The organism is Spirosoma panaciterrae DSM 21099 (genome assembly GCF_000374025.1).
Lineage (GTDB): Bacteria > Bacteroidota > Bacteroidia > Cytophagales > Spirosomataceae > Spirosoma > Spirosoma panaciterrae.
Window position 1 is genome coordinate 1 of sequence record NZ_KB893211.1, and the last position, 13,173, is coordinate 13,173.

The window sequence follows — 13,173 nt, forward strand, 5'->3', positions numbered from 1 at the left end:
TCAGGCACGCAGTGATGAGAAGTTAGACTACCACTTGAACGCGACGCTTAGCACGGTAAATGTTGCTCGTTTGTTGCTGGCGGCTGATGCTTCATTACTGAAGTCGATGAACGCTTTGGTTCGACGGGAAACCAACCGTCGGGTGTGGAAACTGATATATAGCCAACTCAGTTCTGATGGCTTAGTTGATATAAATCGGCTGGATAGCCTGAATTGCCAATTTTGGCAGCGCAGGGCGGCTTAGACTTAACTATAAACTGCTCACAGTATTAGTAGAATAAAAATTTTATTATTGCAGAATAAACCTCCGTTGCTCCATCCAAAAGACTGATAAGTACAAATCTCTTGATACATTATTAGCGATTTCTCAAACTCTGGGTAATAATCAACAGCATCTTGAATTTCATACCATTTATATGTTCCCTGTTTCCTTCCTTTCCATTCTCCTTTCCAATCTTTAGGGCAAGGCATTAAACGTTCTTTAAATTGCTCCAGATAGGCTAAAATAGCAGGATAGTCATTTATAGAAATACCCCGACGTGTAAAGATTAAGTACTTATCCACTGTCGGTGTTTGATACCGTTTTATGTCCCGACCTGCCAGAAATGGTTTAATAATTTCGGCGCTCTTTGGATCTTCAGCGATTAGTCTGTCTTTTGTTTCAGCATCAATTACAAAGGCCTCATTGAGTCCGGTCTTAATTCCGTAATAGATTTTGCCATTTACGTATTCACCTAGTGGCTTGCCCGTAGCCCTTAACTTGTCCATGAGTTTTTGGGTAGCCTGGTTGGTCAGTTGCCATCCTTCATCCTGCAATGAGTTGGTATTGACTTCAAACCGATTAGTCAGAATGTAATCAGCTAATCCGTTCGGGTAGGTCAACGTATCAATTTGAGCAACCTGAAAGGCATCCTTTGCTACTGCATTATGAATACTGAGAATACTCGGATAGGTAGTGGCTTCATCGAAAACAGGTAAATCGCCAAAGTCGGCAATTTGCTCAATCGCTAATGTTTTCAGCCATTTACGGAGACTTGAGCCGTACCCTGCCCGCATCCATTTGTTGGGAATAATAAAGACAAACTGACCGTTTGGCCGCAAAATCCGTAACCCATGCTCTACGAACATGACATACAAATCGGCTGTACCAGCGTAGGTTTTAGGAAAATCTTTTTTCAGCAACTCTTTTGACTCGCCTAACTCCTCCTGTCGGATATATGGCGGATTGCCAATGACGGCTTCAAAACCAACGTAGTTACCTTTTTCGTCCAGTACTTCAGGAAATTCAAACCGCCATTCAAACGAACTTCGGTAGAGGGCATTATTTTCAATATCGGCTATTTCAGCTTCAGCCTTTTCAATCAGCTTATCGTACCGTTTCTTTTCCAGTTCAATTAGCTTGAGGTCTTTTACTGAATCGAAAATACTCAGTTCGCTGTCCAGCAAAATACGCTCACCACGTAGCTTCGATAACTTTTTTCGCCGTGGGTCGCGGTTAATAACCGTTTCCCGAAACTGGTTTTTTATCTCGTTGATAAACTGTAGTAGCTCAGCTTTAGCCTCTTTACTACGCTCTTCTTTGTAGGCCTTAACCGTGTTCTTGTAGGTCTGAATATTGAACTTCTGCTTTTTGAAAACGTCGCTCAGGTCTTCAGTAAGGCTAAACTTACTCAGGAGGCTATTACCCTGTTTGATGTTAATATCAATATTGGGCAAGGTTTCCAGTTCGGTAAAACCGGATTCATCGGTATAGTAGGCGTTTTTCAGTAGCTCAATCCAGAGCCGCAACCGACAAATTTTAACCGAGTTCGGGTTTATGTCCACCCCAAACAGGCAGTTTTCTATGATAGTCTGTTTTTCCTGAAACAGCGTCTTTTGGATGCGTTGGCGTTCGGCGGTTGGTTTGCTGGTTGCGGTCTGTAGTTGATAGCTAAAGGGTTCGTCGTCCTCATCCAGTACCAATAGTTCATCGTTCAATACACTAACCGTATACCCTTTTAGACGTTTTTCTTTTTCATCCTGCAATACCCGTAAATCTGATTTTATCGCAATCAGTTCATTGAGAGCCGACACCAGAAAATGACCCGACCCAACCGCCGGATCACAGATTCGTATTTCGTTGATGAGGGCATTCGCTTCAGTACGATCCAGGTCTTTGTTTTCCAGTTCGGCAAAGTTGGCACAGTTCCAGCCTTTAGCGTCGTTAAACTTCTGTACAACGGCCTTACGAATGGTTTCGCGGCACATGTATTCGGTAATAAATCCGGGGGTGTAGAATGAGCCATCTTTATACCCGTTAATCTTTTCAAAGATTAGCCCTAGTACGCTGGCATTAATCAGCGTTCGGTTCTTTTCCTGTATTTCCTCCCTACTCTCCGACGAAAAATCATAGGCATCCAAAAACGCAAACAGATAGGTCATCGTCCCTAACTCTTTGGTTTGCCGATAAGCCGGGTTATCCTTTAATACACTCTTAGAAAACAAGGGTATTTTCAGGCTGTCATCCAGCCCGTTGATACTGATTGTTTCGTCCTCCAGTTCTGTAATTTCAAACAGGGAGCTATTCAGGTACGGCACACGGCCAAACTTAGCCTGTATAGACGCTTGCCGTTCTTGTGGTTTCTTAGCCAGTACCCGAAAGAAGAGTTTATAGAGTTCGTCAAAGTCGGTTAACGTTGTCTGGTTTAAAAAGGCATAGTCTCGATTACCGTTGTGGTATTTTACCAATTGGGATTCCAGCAGTTTCAAAAACAGAATCCGGTTTATCCAGGTAATACAGAGTTCCAGCCCCACACTAAACAACCGTTCCTCCTGCGTTGTGCCGTATTGCGCCGGGTCGGGTAGATGGCGTAGTTTGTTGGCCGTGTCCAGTTCAATAATGGTGTTTTCGAGTAATGACCCCTCATCCCGTTTACTCGTTTCTTTGCGCTGGATCAGTTTTTTACCGCCCTCTTTTATTTCCTCCAAACCGATTATATGCAGTAGTTCGGCATAAAACCTGGGGTTTAGGCGGTTGCTGTCGGTTGCTGCCGGAAGTTTGAGCAGATGGATAGGCGACAGGATTTTATAGAGCGACAGTAAACCCCTATCGTTTACATTGTCTTCATCCTTTACAATTTTCTGAAAGGTACGTAGGTCAAAGTACGTAAAGGATAATTCATCAGCATCATAGGCAGGGTCAGCTAGGAACGGTTTAATAATTTCGTTGTAAAACAACTCATTGTTTTTGCTGACCTTTTGCCCTAACCTCCACGCTTTGTATTCTTTCGTCAACCATGCATTCCGGTAGAATAGCCGGTCAATGTCGGCCGCGTCAAAGATGAACCACTCGTAAATATTGGTAATGACACAGTGGCGAATATCATTGTTTTTGCTTCGCTCGCGCTCCTGAAAGTAATAAAGTAGTAGCTCGTGAAAGGCTTTAGTGTTGAGGTTTTGGCGCGTAACCATTTCACTTTTATTAGTCGGCCGTTTCACCTCAAACAGTACGCCTGCGGGGGTTGTAGCATCCTTACCCAAATGGATAACAAAGTCCGTTTTCCCCTTGGGGGCAACTATATGATCCTCTTTATAATAGACTTCCTTGAGGAAATCCATTAAATGATCTTTGGCGTTCTCCTCGCTCTCATTCTCATTGATACGGCCAAAGAGCTTGACAAATTGGGCTTTAAACAACTCAATCTGCTCACGAGGAGCCGATTGAAGGCGGTAGGTTTTCTCAAGGGATTCGGCCGGGGTGAGGACGTTCAATTGCATTGTGTGTCAGCGGTTACGGACAGGCAAATAACACACCATTTGACAACCAAACAAACCGAACATATGAAACTAGGGGGAGGGGTAGGTAAAATCCCTAAAGTAAGCCCCGTTGCGACCGCTAGCCTACCCAAAAAAATCCGCTGTCAAAATTCAGCAGGGGGTATTAGTAGACTTCATATGAAGAAACGAAAATACAACAAAATGGGCGATTATGAGAATAGGTTCGATCCGTTACAATATATATGAGCGTATATATTGTAACAAGATAGATAAGCGTACACAAGTAAACGGACGTTTGTATTGTGACAACTGCTTCATAGAGATTAAAGCAGAAGCGTTCACATGCAAACGTTCGTATGCATGTGAACAAAACGGACGAATGAAACCTCTATCGTCTCAGGTAGGAGCTATTTATGAGAACCCTCATCACACGCTGATTTAGCACATCATTGTTCTTGGATGGAACTAAGTGATAAGTAATAATTCTTGTCACCCGCGACAAATCCTAGTTGTTTGTCACTCTGATAGTACGTACCGCTAAATTTGACTTTCAGACCAGATTTTTGATAGTTAGTAGTCAGGTTACAGGTGTAACCTAGATCATGGGAATCAAAGCTATTCGGGACCCGAATGAAGTAGCTGCTTTGCGAGGAATCATAGTACACCACACCGCTTACACTTTTAACCTGTTTAACCAAAGCCCCAGCATTAGCACAGCGGGGGGCAAGTGCCTCTTCTTTTTTACAAGAGCCTATGATCAATAATAAGCTTACAAATGGAAAAGATATTGCTCTCATATCGTACTACTTTGCGGAAATGACCCCCAGTTTGTGAGAAGGGTTGGAATTGGTACTCTATTAATTGCTCCTTTTACAATGCTGATTCATGAAGTCTGCTTCGTCTCAAATTGGAGGGTTTGGTGAGAATATTCATCTTTATCCGTCCCCCGAAATTTACTGGCTGTCCATGGTCGCAATACCCCCAACCGTGGCCCATGTCATAGCCTACATTCCCTCAAATTTACTGGACCTGACACCAACTTAATGAACAGCCTGGGTAATTCTGGGTTCATAAGTAGGAAGCAGTTTTGATCCGTTTATTTTTTCAACAAAACCATGCAGCAAAACAACCAGAAGCCAGGGCCAACCACTCCGTCAGAAGGCCAGAATGGCCAAAGCCTGACCAACAAAATTCCCGCCCAGCACCCGATGATGACCGAAAACCGCAGCCCCCTGACCACCAACGTCGGTCAGCCCGTTGCCGACGACCAGAATTCGCTGCGGGCGGGAGAACGGGGACCCACCCTGCTTGAAGATTACATCCTGCGCGAAAAATTGCAGCATTTCGACCACGAGCGCATTCCTGAACGAATCGTCCACGCGAGGGGAGCAGCCGCCCATGGCTACTTCGAACTCTATGAATCCCTCAGTGACCTGACGACGGCAAAGGTACTGACCGACACCTCAACGCAGACGCCCGTCTTCTTGCGCTTCTCGACGGTAGCCGGTTCGCGGGGTTCGGCCGATACGGCCCGAGACGTGCGCGGCTTTGCCGTGAAGATGTACACACCGGAAGGTAACTGGGACATTGTGGGCAATAACATCCCGGTATTCTTTATTCAGGATGCCATTAAGTTTCCAGACCTGATCCACGCGGCCAAGCCTGAACCCGACCGCGAAATTCCCCAGGCGGCCACGGCTCACGATACGTTCTGGGATTTTATTTCGCTCACGCCCGAATCGATGCACATGGTTATGTGGATTATGAGTGACCGCTCGCTTCCCCGCAGTTTCGGTATGATGGAAGGCTTCGGGGTGCATACCTTCCGGCTCATCAACGCCCAGGGGAAATCGACCTTCGTCAAGTTTCACTGGAAGCCGGTACTAGGCGTTCACTCGCTAGTCTGGGACGAAGCCCAGCATATTGCTGGTAAAGATCCTGATTTCCACCGGCGCGAGATGTGGGACTCGATCAAAATGGGGAATTTCCTGGAGTGGGAACTAGGCATTCAGACTTTGGCCGAAGACGAGGAGCAGAAATACGATTTCGATATTCTGGACGCCACCAAAATCTGGCCCGAGGAATTGCTGCCGGTTCGGCGGATTGGCAAAATGACGCTCAACCGCAACCCGGATAACTACTTCGCCGAAACCGAGCAGGTCGCCTTTAACACCACCAACATTGTACCGGGTATCGATTTCAGCAACGACCCGTTGTTGCAGGGTCGTAATTTCTCTTATCTCGACACGCAGTTGAGCCGACTAGGCAGCCCGAACTTCACGGAACTGCCCATCAACCGCCCCCGGTGTCCGGTTTCTAACAACCAGCGCGATGCCCAGATGCGCTACACCATCGATAAGGGCCGGGTTTCGTATGCACCGGCTTCGCTCGACGGCCATTCGCCCGATGAAGCTACGCCGGCCCGTGGTGGGTTCGTCAGCTACCCGGCCGCGGTAAACGGTCCCAAAGTACGCGCCCGTAGCGAATCATTCGGTGACCATTACGGGCAGGCCAAGCTGTTCTGGAACAGCATGAGCGGCCCCGAGAAAGAACATATCGTCAAAGCGCTTCAGTTTGAGCTGAGCATGGTCGAAACCCGGGCGGTGCGGCAGCGGATGTTGGGACACCTGCACCAAATTAACGAGGTATTAGCCGGGCAGGTGGCGGCAGCTCTGGGCGAACCGGCTAGCAATGAGCAGGTTCCGGCCGAACCGCGCGGTACAGCTGACTCGGTAGCGGGCGCGCAGCGGCTGGCTGATGCGACCTCAGAAACAACAGCATCGGGGGGCGTGCAACGGTCAGAAGCACTGAGTATGGCTCACCAGCCTACCAGCGCTAAAGGTCGGAAAGTGGCGATTCTGGTGACCAATGGCGTCGATAGCCAACAGGTCAACGCGCTCAAAGAGGCACTTAGCCAGGCCGGGGCGCAAGCCGAACTGGTTGGTCCGCACCTGGGCGATATCGACGGGAAAGGCGGCAAACTGGAAGCCAAAAAAACCTATGCTAACACCAGTTCGGTGCTTTACGACGCTGTGTTTGCCCCCGGTGGTTCGGGCATGAGCGAACTGATCCGCAAAGGGGATGCCCACGTTTTTCTGGCTCAGGCCTACAAACACGGCAAGCCGGTGGCAGCCGTAGGCGAAAGCGTTGACTTGCTGCGGGATTCCCTGCCCGAGGGAGCCATCGACGCTGACGCGGGTGTACTGACCCAAACCGGCCAGAGCGTGCAGGCAACCATTGAGCAGTTTGTGAACGCCGTTGGGAAGCGATACTGGCAGCGATCACCGGTAGAAACGGTAGCCGCGTAAAGTTAGTCTATCAACCAGCCGTTACAGGCCCCTGAAGACCGCTGGGTCTTCAGGGGCAGCGAGGCAAGCTACCGCCAATTCCTGGCCAATGGACCGGTCGTTGGCGGTAGCGCCCCACAGGGGTCAATGCCCATGCCTCCTCAATTTACCGGGTATGAGCAGAGCAAACCGCAACGGAATTGCGAATTAGTAATTGAGCTACTGCATGATTTAAAGCAAAACCGGGTAGTTCTGCAGAATGGTACGGCACGGGCCGCCCCGATAATTCGTCGTTTGCACCAGAAGTTTACAAAGTCGTCTCAAATAGGAGCGTTTTTACGAGATAAGTAGTCATCGGCTTTAAACTCTTTCTGAACATAATGAGTGGCTGGTGATTTGAAATAGACAGACGAGCAGCTACGGACGCCATCCTGCACATTCCAGCCGTGTTTAGCCTATGTTTAGGTGTCCATTTTTGGATACAAGTTTGTCCACTTATGGACAAGATGACCCTTAAAATCGAGTCCGATCCTATCAATAAGGCCTAGTTTGAACTCTTCACTAGCTTGGCAAATGATTTGTGGAAGATCAAGTAGATTAGTTTAAACGGTTCCAACAGAAAGAGCAGTCAGCCTGAAAAACCAGGCTATGGCTCCTGGCAATTCGTAACCACTTGAGCCCCGATTTTTTTCATAGAAGCCTATACGATCTGGCTTCCCTGGGATCCTTGTTCTCAGGGCTGACGCTCGCCCTACTGGTGGGATTTGCTAACAAGCCTACCCAACGGGCGAACCTGTTTTTAAGTTTAGCCCTTGGCGTGATCGTCCTAAAAACCGGTGGGCTTTCAGCGGCTTTGTTACCAGCGCTGGGGCCGCTGCTGTATTTTTATACCAGGCAACTAACTCGCCCCCAGCAGCGGTTCCAACCAACCGATTGGCTGCATTTTTGTCCTTTGCTGGTGGGCTATTGGATACCCCTCTGGCCCTGTTTACTGTCGGTTATCATCTATGTGTACGGCTCTCACCGACTCATTCAGGATTTCTATAAGCGGTTGCAACTCGTGTTGATGGACAGGCCGCGTTTGGCGTTCCGTTGGCTGGACAAAGCCCTGGTACTGCTCGGCTGGTCCTGCTTGTTCACACTAGTAAGTGATGCGTTCTTTCTGGCTATTGCTGTTGTATTGATGGGAATGGCTGTAGAAGTAATCCTCAAATCGGATAGCCCTGTCAAGCTAGAAATGCCCATCGCTGATCGATCGGATGCCAAACGGAAAGGCCGAACGCTAAAGGAAGTGGTGGCGGCAAATCGCCTGTATGAGGATGCCGAACTAACATTGACTACACTGGCGCTGAAACTGGCGATTCATCCCCATGAGCTGTCGCGGATCATCAACGTGGGGCTAGAGAAGAACTTCAGCGATTTTATTAATGAATTTCGGGTTCGTGAAATTGCCCGGAAAATGCGTGATCCGGCCTACGACCGGCTCACGCTGCTGGGCATTGCCTATGAGTCGGGCTTTAACTCCAAAACGACGTTCAACCGGGTTTTCAAACAGATGACCGGCAAAACCCCCGTCGACTACAAAAACAGCGTAAAAAAAGAGGTCCCAATTCATCAATTGGCACCTCGCTCGCCGATCCAGCCGCTAGTATTGCGTTCAGAAAGCCCGCCAACCAAGGCTACTGAACTCTCAAACCGCCCTTTCGCTAGTTTACATCCCATTATGCTTAACAACTATTTCAAAATCGCCTTTCGAACCCTGGCTAAGAACAAAGGGTATTCCTTTATCAACATTGGTGGGCTAGCCGTCGGTATGGCCGTGGCCATACTCATCAGTCTATGGGTGTATGACGAACTCTGGTTTGACCGATCCTTCGCCAATTATGACCGGCTTGCCCGCGTCATGCTTCAGCAAACCGATAACGGGGTTATTTCAACGAGCGATTATACTCCCCTGCCCCTGAGTACCACCCTCAAACGGGAGTATGGCAGCGACTTTAGCCACATTGCCCTCTCGCACGGAACAGGCGAGCAGATTCTCACCCACGGCACCAATCAACTGATTCGCTATGGGGATTACGTAGAACCCGAGTTCCTTGAGATGTTACCCCTGACGCTGACGGCTGGTAGCCGAGCTGGGTTGAACGATCCGGCATCCATCCTGCTGTCGGCGTCCCTGGCCAAGGCGTTGTTCGGTCAGGCCGATCCCCTCAACCAACTCATCCGCATTGATAACAAAATCAATGTCAAAGTAACGGGCGTTTACCAGGATTTCCCGGCCAATTCATCGTTCCGGTACTACGCGTACCTGCTCCCATGGCAGCAGTTCGTGGCCGACCAGGAGTGGGTGCAGCGGGCCGCCGACAACTGGAGCCTGAATGCCTTCGAGGTACTGGTCCAACTGGCCCCCAACGCGCAGCTTGGGTCTCTGTCAGGCAAGATTGCCCGGCTCAAAGCAACCAACGCCCCCGACGAGGCCAAATTCAACCCCCGGTTGTTACTGCACCCCATGAGCCGCTGGCATCTGCATGGGGAGTGGGAGAATGGCCAGCCCGTTCGGGGCCGCATCCAGTTTGTCTGGCTGTTTGGCAGCATCGGGGTGTTTGTGCTGCTGCTGGCCTGTATCAATTTCATGAATCTGAGCACGGCCCGGAGCGAAAAACGCGCCAAAGAAGTCGGTATTCGCAAAGCCGTTGGTTCGTTGCGCACCCAGTTGGTCACCCAGTTTTATAGCGAATCCTTCCTGGTCGTCTTTTTAGCCCTGGTTCTTTCCCTAGTCCTGGTGGTGCTGTTGCTGCCCTGGTTCAATGACCTGGCCGACAAGCAACTAGCCATACCCTGGCGAACGGGCTGGTTCTGGGGATTGCTGCTGGGCTTTACGGCGCTGACCGGTCTGCTGGCTGGTAGCTATCCCGCGCTCTATTTGTCGGCCTTTCAGCCCATAAAAGTGCTGAAAGGAGCGGCCAGCCTGGGTTCGTTTCGCCTGGGGCGGTGGTCGGCCCTGCCGCGTAAGGGGCTGGTCATTGTTCAGTTTACCGTCTCAGTGACGCTCATTATCGGCACGGGGCTGGTCTTCCGGCAAATCCAGTACGCCAAAAACCGCCCCATCGGCTACGACCGGGGCGGCCCGTTGAGCATCCGGACCAACACGCCCCAACTGGTGAGCCACTACGAAGCCATCCGTGCCGACTTACTGCGCACGGGGCTGGTTAGCCAGGTGACCGAATCATCGAGTCCAATCAGTGGCGTATTTTCGAGCGATTACCGGCTGGAATGGGCGGGTAAGGATCCGAATCGCCAGGTTGATTTCGACGTGGTCGCCTGCACCCATGATTTTGGCAAAACCGTTGCCTGGCACCTTAACGAAGGCCGCGATTTCTCGCGGGACTTTCCCACGGATTCGGTGGGGTTGATTTTCAACGAAAGCGCCATTAAGTACATGGGCCTGCAAAACCCAATCGGGCAGCGGATAAAATGGGCCGGTGAAACCTATCATATTATTGGGGTCATTAAAGACATGGTGACCAATTCACCCTTTGCGCCGGTTAAACAAACGGTTTTCAAACTGAATTATGATTGGGTCAATTTTATTACGATTCGGCTGAATCCGCAGGCCAGTGCGCATACGGCGCTGGCGGCGATGGAGCCGATCTTTCGCCGGTATAACCCGGGCAGTCCCTTTACGTATCGCTTTGCCAGCGAGGAGTTCAGCCAGAAATTTGGCGATGAAGAGCGAATCGGTCGGCTGGCGGGTATCTTCGCCGGTCTGGCGATCTTCATCAGTTGCCTGGGGCTATTCGGGCTGGCTTCGTTCATGGCCGAGCAACGCACCAAGGAGATCGGAGTACGCAAGGTGTTAGGAGCATCGGTGGCGAACCTGTGGGTGTTATTGTCGAAAGAGTTTGTGGTGCTGGTGCTTATCGGCTTTAGCCTGGCTGCGCCCCTCGCTTCGTATGTTCTCACGGGTTGGCTTGAGCAGTACAGTTACCGAACGGGTTTGTCGTGGTGGATTTTTGCTGCTTCAGGAGTAGGCGCATTGATGGTGACGCTCTTAACGGTGAGCTTCCAGAGTATTCGGGCTGCGCTGCTGAATCCGGTGAAGAGCTTACGGAGTGAATAAGCTTGGAATTATCTGATTGGCCCTTGTTTAGCCATTAGCTAAACAAGGGGACCGTGTTTAGCTTGTTAAACGCCCGTTTTTGTGAGACGATGAACCAACGGTCTGTAACCGCTCTCAGCTTTGGCAAACGGTCTTAAAAACCCATCTCACAAATCAACGTACCATTTTCAGCATCGCAGATGAGTTCGTGCGACAGATTTACAAACGTACGGCCAACGTCGTATGCTTGTAAAAGTTATAGCACCGTTTTCTTACTAAAAACTCATTTTTCGAGGAGGCAGGTTTTGCATTAGTGTCTACTATTGATTTTAGCTGAATACAGTCTTAAATCACCATCCCACGAATAAATGTCCCCTTTTCAAAGTATGAGACAATTCTGCAATTCAAAAAATGGGTCGGGGGAACCACCCACCCGACCCTATGAACCAAGGGAACCACCCGCTCGGTTCTGACCAAACCAAGTTGTCAGTAAAGACCACTTGTTTAAGACAAAAGTACATACTCCTAAATAGCAGCCTGTCTCCTATTGATAAAAAGTTTTGATTATTAACTAATCCGTCCCCTATTCCGTCCCCTCAATTTTACAACAGAATTATAACTATTGAAAATCAGAAAGTTATACCTTTTAGTTCAAGTCCGTAGGAGGCTCTGTTTTTGAAAAAAGGCTAATCAGTTTCAGAGCGAAGACCCTCTATTTCAACTGATTAGCCTTTTTCTGTTTATAATACTTTACAATAACACGTTCCAGTAAATTCAATCCGTCCCCTCGTCTTTACATTATCCCTCACTTGGTCTTGACCAGTCCAATATACTTTCTCCGACCGTCCAGCGATCATATACCTTATTTTCTGCTACGAAAACACCTGTTCCGGGTTAATTCATGACAGTAACCCCCATAGTAAAATGAGCTAGTGGTTAGACCGTTAATTTACCCTCAATCGAGTCATCTAAGGTTTTTCCAATAATCGCACCAGCAGCCATTTTGACAAAGGCGACAGCATTACCGTGTTTATTGTCCCAATAATAGCCCTCACGTGTATCTACCCTGATCACCGTAATACGCGGATCGTCCTCCCCTTCGGTAAACCACGTTTTTAAAAGCGGTTCCCAAAGCTCTTTGATAAGCTGTTTATCGTTCGATACAGTGGCCTCGCCATAGATGCTCAGAAAATCAGAATGGGCCGAGCCCTGAAACAAAAGATGAACTCGGTCGTCAAGCTGGATCTCCGCATTTTTATGACTATCGGCCGCACTCAGGAACCAGAAACGGCCGGCTTCATCCACTTTTTGCACCGACATGGGCCTTGTTGTCAAGGGTTGACCTGAGGTGATTTTCGTACAGAAATAACAGGTCTTGTTCTGATCTACCAATTCCTTAATCTTTTTTCCGGCTTCGGTCCCAAGTAGATCCTGGTGATTGGCTTCGGGTTGCTCTTGATTAATACTATCCATAACGTTTTTGTATTCGTGTTGACTTATTTGAACAGCTAACCATCTGTTGTACCAACTGGCTTTGGAAAAGCCCCTGATACTAATTTTCTTTATTTTATGGGCATAGATGCGTAAGCATTAATCTGGAAGTGTACTCGCCAAATTAGCCCGGTTTCTGGCAATAGTTAAATTTATTGTTGGCAGGGATCAGTTTTTCGATTTGATAGATATATTTTTATCTCATGTCGATGCTAAACGATCCGTCGTTATCGCCCAAACCCGTCCATTCTCAAACTACTTTAGAAATAGGTGATTCTATATGGGCTGCGGTGAAAAAAGGAGATAGTAATGCCTTTACGGAATTAAGGCTCTAAGCCGTCACATCTGTAATTGATTTCTGCTACTCAACACCTTTATGAATCCATCTCACCAAATGCTCCTAACCAGGAACGAACTAAAAGTCTAGCCTACAAGAAGCATTGTGGCACGAGCAGGCTGGTCACAAAGCTGGGACAATTTTCTACCTATACCCAAGCCTCGATACGAGGGGTATACCCCTCGTAGACGAATGTAACTTCA

At 48.7% G+C, this 13,173-nt stretch carries 5 protein-coding genes; 3 read left to right on the forward strand and 2 right to left on the reverse strand.

Annotated elements, in window-relative coordinates:
* A partial coding sequence (locus B153_RS38385) for a hypothetical protein (RefSeq protein ID WP_040762154.1) occupies positions 1-244 on the forward strand: 244 nt, incomplete at its 5' end.
* A 17-nt stretch (positions 245-261) separates the two neighbouring features.
* Here B153_RS38385 and B153_RS35965 read toward each other — a convergent pair.
* Entirely contained in the window at positions 262-3,756 is a 3,495-nt protein-coding gene (locus B153_RS35965) for a type IIG restriction enzyme/methyltransferase (RefSeq protein ID WP_157634897.1), read from the reverse strand.
* Between the two features lie 1,115 nt (positions 3,757-4,871).
* Between B153_RS35965 and B153_RS0126835 the strand changes: the two genes are divergently transcribed.
* Together B153_RS0126835 and B153_RS0126840 are read left to right on the forward strand one after the other, a co-directional pair.
* Entirely contained in the window at positions 4,872-7,064 is a 2,193-nt protein-coding gene (locus B153_RS0126835; protein ID WP_020599845.1) for a catalase, read from the forward strand.
* A 706-nt stretch (positions 7,065-7,770) separates the two neighbouring features.
* Positions 7,771-11,163 (forward strand): ABC transporter permease, encoded by a 3,393-nt coding sequence (locus B153_RS0126840; protein WP_211221715.1) that lies wholly within the window; start codon positions 7,771-7,773, stop codon positions 11,161-11,163.
* Between the two features lie 915 nt (positions 11,164-12,078).
* Here B153_RS0126840 and B153_RS0126845 read toward each other — a convergent pair.
* On the reverse strand, positions 12,079-12,615 hold the full coding sequence (locus B153_RS0126845; protein ID WP_020599847.1) for a pyridoxamine 5'-phosphate oxidase family protein: 537 nt from the start codon (positions 12,613-12,615) through the stop codon (positions 12,079-12,081).
* Positions 12,616-13,173 lie beyond the last annotated feature (558 nt).

Coding starts and splice junctions, on each gene's coding strand:
- B153_RS35965 (WP_157634897.1), bottom strand. CDS start 3,756: ATGCAATTGAACGTCCTCACCCCGGCCGAATCCCTTGAGAAAACCTAC.
- B153_RS0126835 (WP_020599845.1), top strand. CDS start 4,872: ATGCAGCAAAACAACCAGAAGCCAGGGCCAACCACTCCGTCAGAAGGC.
- B153_RS0126845 (WP_020599847.1), bottom strand. CDS start 12,615: ATGGATAGTATTAATCAAGAGCAACCCGAAGCCAATCACCAGGATCTA.